The organism is Mycolicibacterium sichuanense (assembly GCF_033741125.1).
In the GTDB taxonomy this organism is placed as follows: domain Bacteria; phylum Actinomycetota; class Actinomycetes; order Mycobacteriales; family Mycobacteriaceae; genus Mycobacterium.
Genome location: NZ_JAWQPU010000001.1, coordinates 922243 through 940086 on the forward strand (window position 1 = coordinate 922243; position 17844 = coordinate 940086).

At 67.7% G+C, this 17844-nt stretch carries 20 protein-coding genes and 1 riboswitch; of the genes, 10 read left to right on the forward strand and 10 right to left on the reverse strand.

Going from position 1 to position 17844, the window contains the following annotated elements:
* The first annotated feature begins 41 nt into the window (after window positions 1–41).
* A complete protein-coding gene (locus SBI80_RS04470; RefSeq protein ID WP_318973197.1) occupies window positions 42–1394 on the forward strand; it encodes an FAD-dependent oxidoreductase in 1353 nt (450 codons plus the stop codon).
* On the opposite strand, the gene SBI80_RS04475 is transcribed toward SBI80_RS04470, so the two are convergent.
* The 4 genes from SBI80_RS04475 to SBI80_RS04490 all read right to left on the reverse strand — a co-directional run bounded on the left by SBI80_RS04475 (window position 1387) and on the right by SBI80_RS04490 (window position 4493).
* Window positions 1387–2508, reverse strand: a complete 1122-nt coding sequence (locus SBI80_RS04475) for an ABC transporter substrate-binding protein (RefSeq protein ID WP_318973198.1) — start codon at window positions 2506–2508, stop codon at window positions 1387–1389. The genes SBI80_RS04470 and SBI80_RS04475 overlap by 8 nt on opposite strands.
* 140 nt (window positions 2509–2648) lie before the next feature.
* Window positions 2649–3497: an aminoglycoside phosphotransferase family protein gene (locus SBI80_RS04480; protein ID WP_318973199.1), complete on the reverse strand. Its 849-nt coding sequence runs from the start codon at window positions 3495–3497 to the stop codon at window positions 2649–2651.
* Window positions 3498–3535: 38 nt separating this feature from the next.
* Window positions 3536–3940: a DoxX family protein gene (locus SBI80_RS04485; RefSeq protein ID WP_318973200.1), complete on the reverse strand. Its 405-nt coding sequence runs from the start codon at window positions 3938–3940 to the stop codon at window positions 3536–3538.
* A 22-nt stretch (window positions 3941–3962) separates the two neighbouring features.
* Complete coding sequence (locus tag SBI80_RS04490) at window positions 3963–4493, reverse strand: VOC family protein (RefSeq protein WP_318973201.1); 531 nt, start codon at window positions 4491–4493, stop codon at window positions 3963–3965.
* 119 nt (window positions 4494–4612) lie between these two features.
* Between SBI80_RS04490 and SBI80_RS04495 the strand changes: the two genes are divergently transcribed.
* Entirely contained in the window at window positions 4613–5113 is a 501-nt protein-coding gene (locus SBI80_RS04495; protein WP_318973202.1) for a MarR family winged helix-turn-helix transcriptional regulator, read from the forward strand.
* On the opposite strand, the gene SBI80_RS04500 is transcribed toward SBI80_RS04495, so the two are convergent.
* Window positions 5110–6276 (reverse strand): LLM class flavin-dependent oxidoreductase, encoded by a 1167-nt coding sequence (locus SBI80_RS04500; RefSeq protein WP_318973203.1) that lies wholly within the window; start codon window positions 6274–6276, stop codon window positions 5110–5112. The genes SBI80_RS04495 and SBI80_RS04500 overlap by 4 nt on opposite strands.
* Window positions 6277–6395: 119 nt before the next feature.
* On the opposite strand from SBI80_RS04500, the gene SBI80_RS04505 reads away from it, so the two are divergent.
* Both SBI80_RS04505 and SBI80_RS04510 read left to right on the forward strand, forming a co-directional pair.
* Window positions 6396–6878 (forward strand): MarR family winged helix-turn-helix transcriptional regulator, encoded by a 483-nt coding sequence (locus SBI80_RS04505; RefSeq protein WP_318973204.1) that lies wholly within the window; start codon window positions 6396–6398, stop codon window positions 6876–6878.
* Between the two features lie 26 nt (window positions 6879–6904).
* The gene (locus tag SBI80_RS04510) at window positions 6905–7321 is read left to right on the forward strand and encodes a DUF5313 domain-containing protein (protein ID WP_318973205.1); all 417 of its coding nucleotides are present in this window, start codon (window positions 6905–6907) and stop codon (window positions 7319–7321) included.
* On the opposite strand, the gene SBI80_RS04515 is transcribed toward SBI80_RS04510, so the two are convergent.
* The gene (locus SBI80_RS04515; protein ID WP_318973206.1) at window positions 7318–7716 is read right to left on the reverse strand and encodes a VOC family protein; all 399 of its coding nucleotides are present in this window, start codon (window positions 7714–7716) and stop codon (window positions 7318–7320) included. The genes SBI80_RS04510 and SBI80_RS04515 overlap by 4 nt on opposite strands.
* A gap of 71 nt (window positions 7717–7787) precedes the next feature.
* Here SBI80_RS04515 and SBI80_RS04520 point away from each other — a divergent pair, with 71 nt between their 5' ends.
* Together SBI80_RS04520 and SBI80_RS04525 are read left to right on the forward strand one after the other, a co-directional pair.
* Window positions 7788–8360: a TetR/AcrR family transcriptional regulator gene (locus SBI80_RS04520; RefSeq protein ID WP_318973207.1), complete on the forward strand. Its 573-nt coding sequence runs from the start codon at window positions 7788–7790 to the stop codon at window positions 8358–8360.
* A 148-nt stretch (window positions 8361–8508) separates the two neighbouring features.
* Complete coding sequence (locus SBI80_RS04525; RefSeq protein WP_318973208.1) at window positions 8509–9435, forward strand: extracellular catalytic domain type 1 short-chain-length polyhydroxyalkanoate depolymerase; 927 nt, start codon at window positions 8509–8511, stop codon at window positions 9433–9435.
* Between the two features lie 4 nt (window positions 9436–9439).
* Here SBI80_RS04525 and SBI80_RS04530 read toward each other — a convergent pair whose 3' ends face one another.
* Together SBI80_RS04530 and SBI80_RS04540 are read right to left on the reverse strand one after the other, a co-directional pair.
* A complete protein-coding gene (locus SBI80_RS04530; RefSeq protein ID WP_318973209.1) occupies window positions 9440–10831 on the reverse strand; it encodes an L-serine ammonia-lyase in 1392 nt (463 codons plus the stop codon).
* A gap of 248 nt (window positions 10832–11079) precedes the next feature.
* Window positions 11080–11169: riboswitch (glycine riboswitch) on the reverse strand.
* A 105-nt stretch (window positions 11170–11274) separates the two neighbouring features.
* The gene (locus tag SBI80_RS04540) at window positions 11275–12867 is read right to left on the reverse strand and encodes a PTS transporter subunit EIIC (protein WP_413232626.1); all 1593 of its coding nucleotides are present in this window, start codon (window positions 12865–12867) and stop codon (window positions 11275–11277) included.
* Window positions 12868–13003: 136 nt separating this feature from the next.
* Here SBI80_RS04540 and SBI80_RS04545 point away from each other — a divergent pair, with 136 nt between their 5' ends.
* The 4 genes from SBI80_RS04545 (at window position 13004) to SBI80_RS04560 (ending at window position 16937) form a co-directional block, all read left to right on the forward strand.
* Window positions 13004–13489 carry a PTS sugar transporter subunit IIA gene (locus tag SBI80_RS04545; RefSeq protein WP_318973210.1) on the forward strand — a complete coding sequence of 162 codons (486 nt, stop codon included), beginning with the start codon at window positions 13004–13006 and terminating at the stop codon, window positions 13487–13489.
* On the forward strand, window positions 13490–14275 hold the full coding sequence (nagB, locus tag SBI80_RS04550; protein WP_318973211.1) for a glucosamine-6-phosphate deaminase: 786 nt from the start codon (window positions 13490–13492) through the stop codon (window positions 14273–14275).
* 8 nt (window positions 14276–14283) lie between these two features.
* A complete protein-coding gene (gene nagA / locus SBI80_RS04555) occupies window positions 14284–15432 on the forward strand; it encodes an N-acetylglucosamine-6-phosphate deacetylase (RefSeq protein WP_318973212.1) in 1149 nt (382 codons plus the stop codon).
* Window positions 15433–15572: 140 nt separating this feature from the next.
* Window positions 15573–16937 carry a sensor histidine kinase gene (locus SBI80_RS04560; RefSeq protein WP_318973213.1) on the forward strand — a complete coding sequence of 455 codons (1365 nt, stop codon included), beginning with the start codon at window positions 15573–15575 and terminating at the stop codon, window positions 16935–16937.
* A 94-nt stretch (window positions 16938–17031) separates the two neighbouring features.
* Here the strand turns inward: SBI80_RS04560 and SBI80_RS04565 are convergent, their stop codons facing one another.
* Together SBI80_RS04565 and SBI80_RS04570 are read right to left on the reverse strand one after the other, a co-directional pair.
* Window positions 17032–17565: a hypothetical protein gene (locus SBI80_RS04565; protein ID WP_318973214.1), complete on the reverse strand. Its 534-nt coding sequence runs from the start codon at window positions 17563–17565 to the stop codon at window positions 17032–17034.
* 14 nt (window positions 17566–17579) lie between these two features.
* Entirely contained in the window at window positions 17580–17819 is a 240-nt protein-coding gene (locus SBI80_RS04570) for a hypothetical protein (RefSeq protein WP_318973215.1), read from the reverse strand.
* Window positions 17820–17844: the final 25 nt, after the last annotated feature.

Here is a 17844-nt window from a genome sequence, read left to right on the forward strand (position 1 = left end):
GCGGGCTAGGATTCCGCACCATGCCGGCGCATCCCCGAACCGTGACCGAACCCAGTCGCGAGATCGACGTCATTCACGAAACCGACGTCCTCGTCGTCGGTTCGGGTCCAGGGGGTCTCGCGGCTGCGCTCGCGGCGGCCCGCGCCGGCGTCCGGGTAGCCCTCGTCGAGCGGTTCGGCTGCTTCGGCGGCAACATCACGACCGTCGGTGTCGAGGGCTTTGCCTGGTACCGCCGCGAGCAGACCGTCGAGGCCGGCGGCATTGGGTGGGAGTTCGAGCAGCGGGCCAAGGAGATGGGTGCTGCCGTACCCGAAAGTCAGTCGCTGTCATACGAATTGGATTCCGAGGGCTTCAAGCTGGTCGCAGACCGGCTGGTCGAGGAGGCGGGCATCCATCCGATGCTGCACCGCCAGTTCGTCGCACCGCTGATGGCCGGTGACACCGTCATCGGCATCGTCACCGAGTCGAAGGCTGGCCGCGAGGCGATCCTGGCGCACCGCATCGTGGACGCGACGGGTGATGCCGACGTGGCGACCCGTGCAGGTGCACCGGTGCACGAGACGCCGGTCGAGGAGATGATGGCCGCCTCGGTGATGTTCCATCTGGCTGGCGTAGACAAGGCGAAGTTCCTCGCGGGGGTGGCCGACGATCCGCAGACGTATCGTGACTGGGCGGCAGGCGAATTCGCGGCCGAGACCGATGAGAAGGACGCCGACCTCTACTCGCCATACCTGGGCAAGCCCTTCGAGAAGGCGATCGCCGACGGCATTCTTCCCGTGCATCTCAACACCATCGGCGGCACCTGGGGCGCGATGCACGACACCGGCGAACTGACCTACATGAATCTGGTCCACCTCGCCGGGTGTGACGGCACCGATCCCGACAGCCTGACCCGATACGAGATCGAGGGCCGCAAGCAGGCCATGCTTGCGATCGAGGCATTGCGCCGATACACCCCAGGTTGCGAGTCGGCGCGGCTGCGCAACTTCGGAATGACGATCGGGATCCGCGACACCCGCAAGATCGACGCCGTCTACAACCTCACCGAGTCCGACGTTCGCGAGCAGGGCCGCTTCGACGACAGCATCGGCATCTACCCCGAATTCATCGACGGCTACGGCGTATTGGTGCTTCCGACCACGGGACGCTATCTGCAGATTCCGTACCGGTCGTTGTTGCCACGCGGGGTCGGCAACCTCATCGTCGCCGGGCGCGCGACCGGTGGCGACCGCATCGCGCACGCCGCGACCAGGAACATGTCGTGCTGCGCCGTCACCGGCCAGGGGGCGGGAGTGGCTGCGGCCCTGTCGATCCGCTCCGGTCGACCCCTGGACGACGTCGAAGTCTCGGCCGTTCAGGCGGAGCTGGTCCGCCAGGACGTCCGGATCAGCTGACGGCCTTGGCCCAGTTGGCGCCGAGGTACTCCGACATCTTCTTGCTCTGAGCGTCGGTCGGGAGCACCGGGGTGCCCTGCACCGTAGGCAGCGCCGCCAGCAGTGCCTTGTCCACGGTGCCCGCCTTCTCCATCGAATCCGCGCGCACCGGGCGGGCCAGCCCCTTCAGGAAGAGGTTCTGCCCCTCGTCGCTGTACAGGAACTCCTGCCAGAGCCGCGCGGCCGCCGGGTGCGGGCCGTCCTTGTTGATCGCCTGGAAGTAGTACCCGCCGACGAGCGCATTGGACGGCACGAAGACCTTCCAGCTGGGCAGCTTCTTGGTCTCGGCGGAGTTCAGGTAGTCCCAGTCGATGACGACCGGAGTTTGACCGGACTCGATGGTCGCGGGGGTCGGGTCGACCGGCAGGAAGTTGCCGGCGGCCTTGAGACGCCTGAAGAAGTCGACGCCCTTGGCGATGTCGTCCACCGAACCGCCATTGGCAATGGCGGCCATCAGCACTCCGTTGGCCGCGGCGCTGGCGGTCGTGGGATCACCGTTGAGTGCCACCTTGCCGTTGAACTCGGGACGTAGCAGGTCGTTGACGCCGGTGATCTCCGGAAGCTTGGCCGAGTCGTAGCCGACCGACATGTAGCCGCCGTAGTCGTTGACCCAGGTGCCGTTGGGATCCTTGAACTGCGCCGGAATGTCGTCGAAGGTCGAAACCTTGTACGGCGCGAACATGGCGGTGTTGGCCAGGGCGATCGCTTGGCCCAGGTCGAACACGTCGGGAGCGGTGCTCTTGCCCTGCTGCTGGTTGGCGGCGTTGATCTCGTCCTGGCTGTTGGCATCGGGCTGCGCCGAGTTGACCTTGATGCCGTACTTCGCCGAGAACGTGTCGATGATCTCCTTGTAGTTGGCCCAATCCGGTGGCAGCGCAATGACATTGAGCGCACCCTCGTCCTTGGCTGCCTTGACCAGGCCGTCCATTCCGCCAAAGTCGGCAGCAGACTTCGCGTCCTTGGCGTTGACACCGGACTGGGTCTGGGCCTCCTGCTTCGCCGGAGGCGCACATGCCACCAACCCGATGACGACGAATGCGGACGCAGCGGCTGCGAGGAGCCGTTTTGTGGTCATGCCTAACCTTCCGATGGGCAGGTGAACTCCGCGGTGACTCGGCGGTCACCGGATCTGGCGCCGCGATGAACGGGCGATCGAACACTATCGCGCCGCCGGCGCGTTGGCAGCGGATTCCCAGCAGAGCCCGAACGGTCGCCTCAATCCTGCAGAGCCTTGGCGATTGCCACGTAGCGGGTCAGCGCCGGCGAGTCCACCGCTGCGCCACCGTCGAGCGCGCGGCTGGCCGCGTCGATCACCCTGACGAAGGTCCATGCGCGGGCCAGGTCCTCGTCGAGGCCGCAGGCGTCGACCAGGAGGTGAAAGCGGGTCCGCACACCGTCGCGGACGTGCTCGCCGAAGTCGTTCCAGCGGCGCCAGAGCATGGATGCGAGTTCGGCGTGGGGGTCACCGTTGACCGGCCGTGGCGATATCGCCAGCCACGGCTCGCGGCTGCCCTCGAGGACGTTGCCGTAGTGCAGGTCACCGTGAAGGAGGACTTCCGCGTTGGCCGACTGCGCCGCCAGGTCGCGGGTGGAGGCGACGGCCTGTTCGATCAGCCTGCGGGGTAGCGCCGCGCTCCGAGGCAGATCGTCGAACCGTCGTGCCCATGGGTCGAGATCGGCTGTGAGGGAGCGTAGTTGGGGCAGAGCGGGAACGTGCAGGCGCCGTACCAGGTCGCCGATCACCCGGCACGCCTCGTCATCGGCGATGTCGTGCAGGCTTCGCGGCCGAAGTCGTTCGAGGAGCACGGCGTGTCGGCGGGGGTCGGCGCGGAGCAGGCGAACGGCTCCCGCGCCTCCCCAGCGTCGCAGGGCGAGGTGTTCGAACTCGGATTCGGCGTCGGATGAACCGATCTTGAGGGTGGCGGGGGCGCCGTCGGAGGTACGTACCGGCAGAACCAGGGAACCGTGACCGCGGTGGCCGGTGCCGTCCTGGGTCAGCTGCCACTGTTGGAGTCGATCCCGTGCGACGCGGGCCAGGTCCTCACCGGCTGACGGTTCTGCCACCGAGAGATCTTGTCACGGTGGCAGAACCGTCGGGTCGGCTAGCGCCGCCGCGCGTCGAGGGCGAAGGCGCCACCACCGGTGAAGATCAGCAGCAGGAAGGCGAAGCAGTACAGCACCGCGAGTTCTCCTCCGTTGTTGATCGGGAAGAAGTCCTTGGGCAGGTGCTGGGTGAAGTACGCGAACGCCATGGTGCCCGCGCCGAAGAACGCGGCGATGCGGGTGAACAGGCCGACCGTGACGAGCACGCTGACGGCGAGTTCGATGCAACCGGCGTAGAAGTAGGGCCACAGACCGACGGGGGCCGCCGGGCCGGAGGGCCAGCCGAAGACGTGCGAGAGGCCGTGGCACAGGAACAGCAACCCGATGATGATGCGAAACACGCTCAGCGCGGTGGGTGCATGCGGGTCGAGTCGGGCATCGATGTTGCGGGTGGCGTTGGTCACGGGACGGATCTCCATTCGTCGGTCATTCGGCGGGTCGAGCAGTGTTCTCGGAGGTTTGGTATTGCAGTTCGCCGGCCGTACGGACCCCCGACCAGGCGGCGAATTCAGTTGCCAGATCGAGCGGTTCGACCACGGCGGCGCGATCGTATCGTCCCCACTCGCTGCGGGGGAGCATCCACATGATCTCGAATTGGTTGCCGTCCGGGTCGGCCCCGTAGACGCTCTTGGTCGCGCCGTGGTTCGACTCTCCGGTGAATGCCCCTGCCTGCTGCAGGGTCCGGCGGACGTCGATCAGCTCGTCGATGGTCTCGAGTTGCCAGGCCAGGTGGTAGAGACCAACCGAGCGGCGCGGCTGCGGGATCGCGCCTGGCACTTCGAACAACCCGAGATCGTGGTGATTGCCTGAGCGGGGCAGCCGCAGGAAGGCCGCGTTCAGACCAGTCTCGCGACTGACCAGTTCCATGCCGAACACCTCGGTGTAGAAGCGCACCGCGCGGTCCACGTCTGCGACGAAGAGCACCGCGTGGTTCAAGCGAACTGGCGCAACGGCCATGGGCTGAGCTCCCCTCGGTGGACGGGCCGTCGTGGCGACGGCCATTTCGTTGTAGCTACAAGCATGACGGTAGCAGACTTCTGGTTGTACCTACAACTACTCATGGCAGAATGAGGTTGATGAATGCCGATGGGCTCGACCGCGCCGAGATGGCCGCCTGGGTACGTCTTGCCTCGGTGTTGGAACTGCTACCCGGCGTCCTCGATGCGCAGTTGCGACGCGACGCCAATCTGATGCATTTCGAGTACTTCGCCCTGGCGATGCTCTCCGAGGCTCCGAAGCGGACGCTTCGCATGAGTGCCCTTGCACTGCAGACGAATTCGACATTGCCGAGGTTGTCGCACGTGATCAAGCGGCTCGAAGACCGAGGTCTGGTCGAGCGGCTTCCCTGCCCGGAGGATGCGCGTGCCACCAATGCGCGCCTGACGACGGCGGGCTGGCGCAAGGTGCGCGAGGCGGCACCGGGGCACGTGGCCAACGTGAGGTACAACGTCATCGACGCCCTGACCCCCGAGCAGATTCGTCAGCTGGCCGACATCGGCGAGGCCATCCTGAATCGGGTCGACCCGGACGGTTCCATGTCGGCGACCTATCACCGCTACGACCAGAAGTCGGACTAGGAACTCGTCGGGGTGTGCGCCGAGCGCCGCTCGGCGGCGTGGTCCTCGATCGCCTTGCCGATGGCGTGGGTGGCCCGGTCGACGAATTCGGAACCGCTGCCGGTCACCCAGTCGCGGGAGGCGATCGGGCCGGCGAGTTGGCCGGTGAAGTGCGGTATCACGTACTGGGCGAAGAGCTCGTAGCTGCGCAGCTTGGCCGCCGGGGCCGCCCAGTCATGGTCGAACAGCAGGAATGCTCCGAACCCACCGTCACTGGCCTCGATAAGCTCCTCGATCTTGGCCACGGCGTCGTCGGGTGTGCCGATCACCGCGAAGCCGGACTCCCGGTTGTTGGCGATGATCTCGGCCGTCGTCTCGCCCCGCACGGGCCCGGACGGCAGGATGTGGGCGAAGTAGCGGGAGAACTCGGCGATCCCGTAATCGACATCGCGCTCGGCCTGTTCCCGGGTCTCGGCCAGGTGCATCGGCCCTACCAGGCGCCACTTCGATCTGTCGGCGACGTGCCCGTGCTCGTGGGCCACCTCTTCCCACGTATTCCAGTGTTGGGCAAGCAGATCCATGCCCTGTCTGGCCGTTGCGGCAATCGAGAGCATGCCAATGCCGTGCTTGCCCGCGCCGCGCGGCCCGGTGGGTGAGAACGAGGCGGCCACCGCGATGTCGAAACAGGGGTCGCTGTACGGTTTTAGTTGCAGGCGGGCGTCCTGCAGGGTGAAACCGTCGGTGTGCACCGTGACCGTCTCCCCGCGCAGGAGCCGCACGATCGCATCGAGGCACTGTTCCATGCGGGGTCGCTGCGCATCGGCAGGAATCCCCAGCATGTGGGCGTCGGAGGTGAGCTGACCGGGTCCGCAGCCGAGCATCACGCGGCCGCGCGTCAGGTGATCCAGCAGCACCATGCGATCGGCAAGCAGCAGCGGGTGGTGGTACGGCAACGAGCTGACCCCGGTGCCGAGCTTGATGTGCTTGGTCCGTTCGGCGGCCACGCCGATGAAGACCTCGGGGGAGGAGATGATCTCGAAACCGGCGGAGTGATGCTCGCCGACCCATGCCTCGTGGAACCCGAGGCGGTCCATCGCCACGATCAGCTCGAGGTCCCGCTCGATGGCCAACGTCGGGTTCTGCCCGGCGGGGTGAAACGGGGCCATGAAGTTTCCGAAGCGCATCGGGTCATTCTGACTCGCCCGCTGGGTTGGCTCCGGCGTTTCGGCGAGGGCGGATGCGACGGAACGTGCGACCCGCGGCACATTGATAGTGCACTAACTATTAGCGTACGATCTATCTTGTGTCCGCTTCCGTCCAGTCCGAGATCGATCCGCTCGCGCTCGAGCGTCAGGTGTGCTTTGCGTTGGCAGTGACCAACCGTGCCGTGTTGGCGGTGTATCGCCCCCTGCTGGAGCCCTTGGGTCTGACTCATCCGCAGTATCTGGTGATGTTGGCGCTCTGGGATCATCGGCGCGCGACCGCGGCTGGCCGGCCGGCGCTCACGGTCAAGGAGATCGCCGCTGCCTTGCAGCTCGACTCGGCCACGCTGTCTCCCATGCTCAAGCGCCTCGAGGCGCTCGGGTTCGTCACGCGCAGTCGCAGTGCGATCGACGAGCGCGCCACCGCCGTCGAGCTCACCGACCGGGGCCTCGAGCTGCGCACCCAGGCGTTGCAGATTCCGCCGGCCGTGGTGGCCCGGCTCGGCGTCGACCTCGCCGAGCTCGAGGAGCTGCACCGCGTGCTCACCCGCATCAATTCCGCTGCGCTGACGGCCCTGCCGTGAGCGACGTCCACCCCAAGGAGGGCAGCATGTCCCACGAGAAGCCATCCCCGCTGCAGTACGTCGCCTATTCGTATGGGCGGCGCCTGCCCGACTCGATGCGGGACTGGGTCGCCCATGATCTGGCCGACCACGGGGCGGTGCGCCGCCACCTGATTCGCATGGCGATTCCACCGCTCATCGTGCTGGCGCCCTTCTGGCTGCTGCCTGCGTCGCTGTACGTGCACATGGAGATGACGGTGCCGATCTACGCCTGGGCGGTGCTGATGTCATTGGCGCTCAACAAGGTCTGGCGCCGCCACCGGCTGGCTCAGCACGGTCTGGACCCCAACCTGGTCGACGTCATCCGTCGCAAGCGGGACGCCCGTCTGCACGCGGACTACATCGAGCGTTTCGGCCCGCGTCCAGAGTCGGCGCGCAGACAGGCCAACAGCAGTCCGTTCTAGCGGCGGGCCCTGGCGATGGCGTCCGCGCTCACCGGGGTGAACAGGTTGACCAGATTGCCGTCCGGATCCCGGAACAGCGTCGAGCGGTTGCCCCAGGGCATGGTGGTCGGCGGTTGCACCCAGTCTGCGACCGCAGAACCCAGGCGCTCCCACTCGGCGTCGACGTCGGCAACCTCGAATTCGACGATGGCGCTGTGGTTCTCACCGGCGCGCAAGTCGTCCACGTCGAACAGGGCCGTGGTCTGGGTGTGTCCTATCGCCAGTGCGAAGGGCGGCATCACGAGCTCGGCGAACAGCGGCGTGTGTCGTACGCCCGCGACGCCGGTGACGTGTTCGTAGAACTCGACGAGCCGCTCGACGTCGTCGGTGATGATGCGGATGGAGGCGAACTGCATGGTCGTGGATCCCGTCCTCGAAGTCAGAAACGATACGACACCGTAGCGTAGCGTTGTGACAAGATGGCTCCATGGCAGATGCAGTGGACGGGCGGATCGCGCGATCTCGCGATCGCGTGTTGAGCGCCACCTTGGAGCTGCTCAGCCAGAGCGGGGTGAGCGGTTTCAGCGTCGACGAGGTGGTACGCCGCTCGGGCGTCGCCAAGACCACGATCTACCGACACTGGCCCTCGCGGGAGGCGTTGGTGCTCGAGGCGGCGGTTCGGATCAGTGCCGAGCATCCGGTCCCGGATACCGGCGCCCTGGAGACCGACCTGGTCGAACTCCTCGTCGCCATCGGCGGACTCCTCGTGACGGCCCGGTGGTCGTCGGTCGTCCCGTCGCTCGTCGACGTCGCCGAGCGCGATCCGGCCTTCGCCGAGGTGCACGCATCGATCCAGCGAGGGCACGCGGCGTCACTGCGCGAAGTGCTCGACAGGGCCGCGGCCAGGGGGGAGATCGCCGAAGCCACGGATCGGGCGTTCGTCGTCTCGGCGCTGATGGGGCCGCTGTACTACCGGCGCTGGTTTGCCCGCGAAGTGATCGATGCCGCGTTCGTCACATCGCTGGTCAGGAGTGTGGTCGGCGGTCTGGTCGGGGCGTAGGGGTTTTGCGCGGGGCGCGGCCGTCAATGCACGCGGCATGCGCAAATCTCGTCGGGCACCTGCCGTTCACCCGCCGTCAAGCTCGGCTGCGTTCAATGACCCGCGTGTCGACACCGATGAGAGCATTGCTTCGAGAAGTGGGCGCCGCATGTTGACGGTTGCCGGGCGCGCATGGGTGGCGGGCCTGGTCACTGCGCTCGGCTGCGCGCTGATCGGCCTCAGCGGGTCCGCGGCGGCAGGTCCTCCCGGCAACACGCGCGGGGAGCTGTCGTTCGGTGGTTTGCAACGCACGTACCTGGTGCACGCCCCGGCCGGCAATGACCAGCCCGCGGGCCTGGTGATCAACCTGCACGGCGCTGGCGCGACGGGTCAGGCGCAGGAGGCGATCTCGAACTACGATTCTGCCGCCGACGCGCTTGGCTTGGTCGTGGCCTACCCCGACGGCATCGACCAGAGCTGGGCCGACGGACGCGGCGCCTCGACACCAGACCGGCAAGGCGTCGACGACGTCGGCTTCCTAGTCGCGCTGGTCGATCGACTCGTCCGTGACTACGGCATCCCGCCGGGCCGGGTCTTCGCCACCGGCATGTCGGCCGGGGGTTTCATGGCCAATCGATTGGCCTGCGATCGCGCCGACGTCGTCGCGGCCGTCGCGCCGGTGGCGGGCACGCTCGGCTCGGGGGTTCCGTGCGCGCCGTCGCGGCCGGTGTCGGTCCTGCAGTTCCACGGCACCGCCGACGGTGTGGTGCCGTTCGGTGGCGGCGGCATGGTGGGTCGGGGTGGCGCCAGCGACATCCTCTCGGCGCCGGCGCTGGCGGCCCGATGGCGCGCCGCGGACGGCTGCTCGGACGCCCCGGTGGAGGAGGCCCTGCCCTCGGTCGGCGACGGTACCGGTCTGCGGCGCTACACCTCGGTGGGCTGCGCCGGTGGCACGTCGGCGGTGTTCATCCAGATCGACGGCGGCGGACACACCTGGCCCAGCGGCAACTTCGCCCTGCCCGACGCCGGGCCCACCACGGGGGCGACGAACGCGTCGCTGGCCAGCGCGCAATTCTTCACCGCCCACGGTAGGTGAGGTCTCAGCACTCCACCCGGTTGACCGGAACGTGCATGGCCAGTCCGCCGGTCGAGGTCTCCTTGTACTTGGAGTTCATGTCCAGCCCGGTGGCGCGCATCGTCTCGATCACCTGGTCGAGGCTGACGCGGTGAAAACCGTCCCCGCGCAGTGCCATCCGCGCGGCGTTGATGGCCTTGCCGGCCGAGATCGCATTGCGCTCGATGCACGGGATCTGCACCAGGCCGGCGATCGGGTCGCACGTCAGGCCCAGGCTGTGCTCCATGGCGATCTCGGCGGCGTTCTCGACCTGCTGCGCGGTGCCGCCGAGGATCTCGGCCAGCGCTCCCGCCGCCATCGCGGCTGCCGAACCAACCTCGCCCTGGCAGCCGACCTCGGCGCCCGAGATGGACGCCCGCTGCTTGAACAGTGAACCGATGGCGCCCGCAGTGAGCAGGAACCGCACCACCACGTCGTCGGGGTCGGCGTCGCCCGCGCGGGTGTAGTGCAGCGCATAGTGCAATACGGCGGGAATGATGCCCGCGGCCCCGTTCGTCGGGGCCGTGACCACGCGTCCGCCGGACGCGTTCTCCTCGTTGACCGCGAGTGCGACCAGGTTCACCCAGTCCTCGGCGAAGGCGACGTCGCGGTCGGGATCGTCGCGGTCGAGACGCTCGTACCAATCGTGGGCCCGCCGTCGCACGCCGAGGGTGCCCGGCAGATTGCCGGTGCGTTCGATGCCCTTGCGCTGGCACTGCAGCATCACCTGGTGGATGTGCAGCAGGCCGGTGCGCACCTCGTCCTCTGAGCGGGTGGCGCACTCGTTGGCGAGCATGACCTGGCTGATCGCGAGACCTTGGGCGTCGGCGAGCTGGAGCAGCCGGGCGGCACTGTCGAAGGCGAGGGGAGCGTCGACGGGTGAAGGTCGATCGCCATCCGGGAGCTCGTCGTCGGCGCTGACGATGAAGCCGCCGCCGACCGAGAAGTACGTCTGCCGGTGCAGCTCGGTGCCGTCCGCATCGAACGCGGCGAGCGTCATCGCGTTGGCGTGCCGCTCGTGAACGGTCAAGGGCCGCAACACCATCGCATCCTCGGTCAGTGCCACTTGCTGGGCGCCGCCGAATAGGATCCAACCCTGCTCCCGCAGGGTGGACAACCGACTCTCCATCTCGTCGGTGTCGATGGTCTCGGGCGCGAAACCCTCCAACCCGAGCAGGATCGCGGCCATCGTGCCGTGACCCGCACCGGTGGCGGCCAGCGATCCGTACAGGTCCACGCGCACGTCCGCCGTCGCATCGAGCAACCCGCGCTGGCTGACCTCGCCGGCGAAGCGCGCCGCGGCGCGCATCGGGCCGACGGTGTGCGAACTCGATGGGCCGATGCCGACGGAGAACAGCTCGAAGACGCTGATGGTCATCGGGTGGCGAGGGACTGGGTGGGAATTGGCGGGGTGGGAAGAGGCTGGGTGGGAAGAGGCTGGGTGGGAATTTGCAGGGTGGAAATGGACTGGGCTGGGATGGACATGATGAACCTCTGGTCGGCATGTGACGGTGCAGGTCGCCTCCCCGCTCTGTCCTGAGACCTGAGAGATTGAGCGACGCCACGGGCGTGCCATTCACCTTCGGTAAGTGCCGCTGTCGTGCCCGGCGCTTTCTCCAGAGTTGCCTCGGCGCGGCGGTACTGGGCCTGAGAGATTCCTGGGGAGGATGTTGCTCCTACGGCACCCCGAGAACGGGGATCTCCCGCTGCGCGTCGACAGCGTATTGAGTTGTGGACGGAAACTTACTCGCGATCAAGCGCCCTTGCCATGAAAGCGGTCAGGCGGCCAGCGTCGCGGGGGTCGTTTCGGCGCCCGGCGTCCTAGAGGACGTCGATGATGTCGTTCTTCAAGACCTCCGCCTGGGTCCCGAAGACCGCCTGGACGTTGTTGCCGACCTCGATGACACCGGCAGCGCCGAGGCTCTTGAGTCGAGCCTGGTCGACCTTGCCGGTGTCGGCCACCTCCATGCGCAGGCGCGTGATGCAGGCGTCGACGTTGACGAGGTTGGCCCGACCACCGAAGGCGGCGATGAGTTGCTCGGCGGTGCTCTCCGCGACCTGCGCGGGCGCGGGGGCGGTGCGGGTCTCGGTCGCGGTGCCTGGCGCACCCGGCATCACCGCGGTGGCTGCATCGGCGCCCTCGCCGAGGTTGGCCCGCTCTTCGGCCTCGAACTCGTCGTCGGGTTCCCGGCCGGGGGTCCGCATGTTCCACTTCGTGATCGCGAAGCGGAACAGCAGGTAGTAGACGACGAAGAACACCACGCCCATGCCGATGAGCAGCGGGATGTTCTTCGCGGCCGGCGCGGTGCCGTACAGGAGCAGATCGATGAGGCCGGCGGAGAACGAGAAGCCGAGGTGGATGTCGAGCAGGTAGGCAATCGCCAGGGACAGCCCGGTGAGCACGGCGTGGATGACGTAGAGAGGGAAGGCCACGAACATGAACGCGAACTCGAGCGGCTCGGTGACACCGGTGAGGAAGGCGGTCAGTGCGGCCGCCGACAGGATGCCGACTGCCACCTTGCGCTGCTTCTTGTTGGCGACGTGGATCATCGCCAGCGCGGCGGCCGGCAGACCGAACATCAGGATCGGATAGAAGCCCGAGGTCAGCAGACCCGCGGAGGGATCACCCGCGGCGAAGCGGGTGAGCTCACCGGTGACCACCTTGCCGTCGGGGGCCTGATAGTCGCCGTAGATGAACCACACGAAGGAATTCACGATGTGGTGCAGACCGAGCGGGATCAGCATGCGGTTGGCGAATCCATAGACGAACGCGCCAATTGCTCCCGAGCCGCCGATGAACTTGCCGAGGCCGGTCAAGCCCGCGTCGAAGAGCGGGTAGCAGTAGCTCATCGCGAACGACAGGAAGAGGCACGCCAGGGAGACCACGATCGGCACGAAGCGCCGACCCCCGAAAAAGCCGAGATACGAGGGTAATTGAATGGTGTGATAGCGATCGAAGAGCCACGCGGTGAGCAGACCGACCACGATTCCAGCGAACACGCTGTAGTTGATCTGGGCCTGCTCGCCCGCCTTGTCGACCTGACCGGCCAGGACGATCGGCGACATCGTCTTGAACACCGCCTGAACCACCAGATAGCCGACGACGGCGGCCAGCGCCGTCGAACCGTCTGCCTTCTTGGCGAATCCGATGGCGACGCCGACGGCGAAGAGCAGCGGGAGATTGCTGAAGATCGCGTCGCCCGCCGCGCTCATCGCTTGGAAGAACGGCCCGATGACCGGTGCCTTGATGCGCCCGAGCAGATCGTCTTGGCCCAGCCGCAGCAGGATTCCGGCCGCCGGCAGCACTGCGATCGGCAGCATGAGGCTCTTGCCAAGCCGCTGCAGCTGCGCGAACCCCGGAATGCGCAGCCCCGACTTCGGTTGCGGCCCTTGATTTTCGATGGTCTCGCTCATCGTCGGTCACCCTCCTCGTGCGCACCCGTCGCCCCCGCCCACGCTGTGCGGAAGCTTAGACGAGAACCCCGGACCACGAGACCCTGTTGCGGGGCGCTCGTATTGTTGGGCACACAGTCGCCACGAAGGAGCCGCAGTGAGCACCACATCAGTCCTCGCCCCGATCTCGGGACGTGCGATACCGCTTCGCGACGTCTCCGATCCGGTCTTCTCGCAGGGCATGGTCGGCTACGGCGCGGCGGTCGAACCCCCCAGCGCTGTCGTAGAGGCCGTCGCGCCGGTGAGCGGACGACTGCTGAAACTGCTTCCGCATGCCTACGTAGTCCTCACCCCGGACGGCGTCGGCGTGTTGGTGCACCTGGGGCTGGACACCGTCGCGCTGAAGGGTGAGGGCTTCACGACCCACGTCAGTCAGGGCGACGAGGTCACGGCGGGTCAACTGGTCATCACCTACGACGTACCCGCGATCGTGGCCAAGGGGCTCGATCCCATCGTTCCCGTGGTCGTGATGGACGAGCGCGAGCCAGGAAACGTCGTCGCCTCCGACGCGGTGACGTCGGGTGCCGAGATAGCGACCGGGGAAACTCTCTTCACCGCGACCAAGCCGACGGCGGCCACCTAGATGGAAGTCGTCATCTGCCGCGACGCCGGCGAGATCGGCGGGATCGCCGCCGACGCGATCACTCTGCTGCTGCAGCGCAAGGCCACGGCGGTGCTCGGTCTGGCCACCGGGTCCTCGCCGCTGGCGATCTACGACGAACTGGTGGCACGCCACGAGGCCGGCGAGATCTCGTTCCGGCAAGCCCGCGGCTTCACCCTCGACGAATACGTCGGGCTGCCGGTCGACCACCCCGAGCGGTACCGGACGGTGATCGACACGGTGTTCGTCTCGCGGGTGGACTTCGCCCCCGGCGCCGTGCAGGGTCCCGATGGCGCAGCGGCCGCCATCCCCGCGGCGTGCGAGGCCTACGAGGACGCCATCCGCGCTGCCGGTGGCGTCGACCTGCAGATCCTCGGGATCGGCACCGACGGGCACATCGCGTTCAACGAGCCGGGCTCGTCCCTGGCCTCGCGGACGCGGATCAAGACGCTGACGCGGCAGACGCGAATCGACAACGCCCGCTTCTTCGGCGACGACGTCGACGCGGTGCCGACGCACTGCCTGACCCAGGGGCTTGGAACGATCATGCAGGCTCGGCACGTCATCCTGGTGGCCACGGGCCGCAGCAAGGCGGAGGCGGTTCACCACCTGGTGGAGGGTCCGGTCAGTGCGATGTGGCCTGCGACCGTCCTGCAGCACCATCCGCACGTGACGGTCCTGCTCGACGACGCCGCCGCCCGACGGCTGCAACTGGTCGACTACTACCGTGAGACCTACCAGTCCAAGCCGGCCTGGCAAGGCATCTGAACTCGGTCATGCTCCTCACCGCAGCTACCGTATTGACCGGCCGAGAGTCGTTGCGCCCCGGCTGGATCGAGATGTCCGACGGTGGGGTGACCGCGGTGGGCGCGGGTGCTCCGCCGCGGGCGCCCGACCACGCGCTCGGCGCGGCGACGGTGGTCCCCGGGTTCGTCGACACCCACCTGCACGGCGGCGCCGGAGCCAACTTCTCGACCGCCGTCCACTCCGAGACCGTCACTGCCGTCGGGTTGCACCGACGCCACGGCAGTACCGGGCTCGTCGCGTCGCTGGTCACCGCTGACCCCGACGAATTGCTCAGGCAGGTGGGTGAATTGGCGGGCGACGTCCGCGCCGGTCTGATCGACGGCATCCACCTCGAAGGTCCGTGGCTGTCCACATCGAGGTGTGGTGCGCACCGACCCGACCTGATGCGCGACCCGGATCCCGACGAGATCGACCGCCTCCTGGACGCCGCGAGCGGCGCGATCCGCATGGTCACCATCGCACCGGAACGCGACGGCGCGCTCGCGGCCATCCGCCAGCTGGTGGCCGCCGGTGTAGTGGTGGCGGTGGGGCACACCGAGGCCACCTACGCCCAGGCCGCAGCGGCGATCGAGGCCGGTGCCACCGTGGCCACGCACCTGTTCAACGCCATGCGCCCGATCGATCGCCGCGAGCCGGGGCCCATCGTCGCGCTGCTGGAGGATTCGCGCGTGACCGTCGAGGTGATCACCGACGGCGTTCACGTTCATCCCGCGGTCTATCGGCACGTCACGGCGACGGTGGGACCCGACCGGGTGTCGCTCGTGACCGATGCGATGGCCGCCACCGGGATGACCGACGGACGCTACCTGCTCGGCCCCCTGGCCGTGGACGTGGTCGACGGGGTGGCCAGGGTTGCGGGCACGGACACCATCGCAGGCAGTACCGCGACGATGGACCGGGTGTTCGCGTTCGCCGTGGAACACAGCGGCCTGCCCAGAGACGAGGCGCTGCACCTGGCGGTCCGGCAGGCGTCGCTGAATCCCGCTCGCGCACTCGGGCTTCCCCATGCGGGCCTGGTGGCCGGGGCCCCCGCGGACGCGGTAGTACTCGACGGCGACCTCGTCGTGACGGGCGCGTTGCGCCGTGGCGGGTGGGTCGCCGACCCCGCACCCGCATGAGGGTCGCGCGAGACCGGCCGCGTGCAGCACGGCCCACGTACCCTCAGTAGCGTGTCAGGGGTGTTGATCACGGCCGCCAGAGGCCCAGGGCTCCCTCGGCGATTCCGATAGTGGAAATCAACGATCGGGTGTACCGATTGATGTCACCACTGACCCGGGTCCTGTCCCTGCGGGCCATCGTGGTGGTCTCCGCGCTCGCAGTGATCTTGCTGGTCATCGTCCTCGGCACGTGGGTGTGGGTGGGTGTCACCGACGACCAGTACAGCCAGCTCGATCGCCGGCTCGATTCGGTGAGCAGCCTCGGTGACGTCAGCACGCTGCTGAACAGCTCGCCCAACACCGACGCCCAGCAGCCGATGCCCGACGGCAACGTGGTGCGGACCGCCCGCATCGGCGGCATCACGGTGTCGGTGCCGACGAACATAGTCCTGCCCGAGTTGCCCAACGGGTACGCCACCACCTCGATCGACGGTGTGCAGTACCGCGTGCGCACGTTTGCCGCTGGAATGGGATCGATCGCGCTTGGTGCCCCGTTGGCCGAGACGCAACACCGGATCGACGAGCTGCACATGCGGGTGTTGCTGATCTGCAGCGGCGTGATCGCGGGAACGGTGATCGTCGGGTGGGTGATCTCGTTGCTGATGATCAATCCCTTCCGCCTGCTCGCGCAGCAGGCACGCGCCATCAACGCCCAGTCCATGCCCGACGAGGTCCAGGTGCGCGGCGTGCGGGAGGCGGTGGAGATCGCCGAGGCCGTCGAGGGCATGCTGGCCCGCATCGGCACCGAGCAGCAGCGCACCAAGGCCGCGCTGGAGTCCGCGCGCGACTTCGCCGCGGTTGCCTCGCACGAACTGCGAACACCGCTGACTGCCATGCGCACCAACCTGGAGGTGCTGTCGACGCTCGACCTGGCCCCTGAACAGCGCGACGAGGTGATCGGTGACGTCGTCCGCACCCAGGGCCGGATCGAGGCGACGCTGACGGCGCTGGAGCGGCTGGCTCAGGGTGAGTTGACCACCACCGACGACTTCGTCACCTTCGACGTCACCGAACTCCTCGACCGCGCGGCGCACGACGCCCTTCGCGTCTATCCCGGTCTGCGCGTGACGCTTTCGTCGTCGTCGTCCAAGCTGATCGTCGGGCTCCCGGCCGGTCTTCGGCTGGTGATCGACAACGCCATCGCCAACGCGGTCAAACACGGTGGTGCCTCGGAGATCCGGTTGAGTGTCGTCAGTTCGGTCGAGGGGGTCGAGATCGCCGTCGACGACAACGGCACCGGTGTCCCCGAGGAGGAGCGCGCCGCTGTCTTCGAGCGGTTTGCGCGCGGCACCACCGCGTCCCGGTCGGGCTCGGGCCTGGGCCTGGCGCTGGTGGCCCAGCAGGCCGAATTGCACGGTGGCACAGCCCACTTGGACGTCAGCCCGCTGGGTGGTGCACGCCTGCTGCTGCGGCTGCCCGGACCGGAGTTCAAGTCCGAGGGTGCCAACCCGTCATCGGGTGCCTAGCCACCAGAGCCCCCGACCCGCGCCGAGTGTGGAGTTTCGGCACGCCTCGGGCCTCGAGGGCGCGCATCGTCTCCACACTCGGCGCAGGGTTGGGTTAGGCGTTGAGGGCCGCGAGGATGTTGGCGTCCTGCTGCTTGCCGTACCCGGTGACCAGATCGAGCGGCACGGGATCGCCGGCGGCGCCGTTGAACCGCACGGCAGCAACGGCGGGCCCCTCCGTGAAGATCAGGACACTGGCGGCTTGACCGTTGGTCGCCCGGCCGGTGATCAGCGTCCCGTTCTGACCGATGGCGATCGGGCGGGACGAAGCTCCGGGGATGTCGGCGAGCACGTCACCACGGCTGACGTCGAGCGCCACGGTGGCTGCCTGGGGATCGGGCAGGACGAAGACCATGTCGGTGATGGCCCTCGTCCCGTCCCGGTGCGTGTAGACGACCTCGATGCCTGACTTGCCTTCAGGATTCAGCAGCGGTGGATCCGCATGATAGGCAACGGAGTCGGTGATCACGTTGGGGTCGACGGGCAAGGTGGTGTAGTCGATGGGCGCCGCCAGGGCGGTAGCCGGAAATGCCAGTGCGGCGGCTGCCATGGCCGCGGTCGTGGCGACGGTGCATCGCGAAGACGGCATCAGGACTCTGCGACTCAGCATGGGTAGCAACCGAAGCCGTGCCAGCCGTCGCGCCAGAAGAAGCCAGCGCCGCAACCGTGGTCACCCGTCGAGCCCTGGCAGTCGAACATCTGCACCACCGGTTGCGGCGCAGGTGCGGGTGCGGGAATCCGCGGCTCGTTGACGACTTGTCCGGCATGGGCGGCCGGTGCGCTCAACATCGCGCCCCCCACCAGCATGATCCCCGCGGCGAAGCCGCGCACCCGAGATGTCATGAAACCCCCTTCGAAGAAATTATCG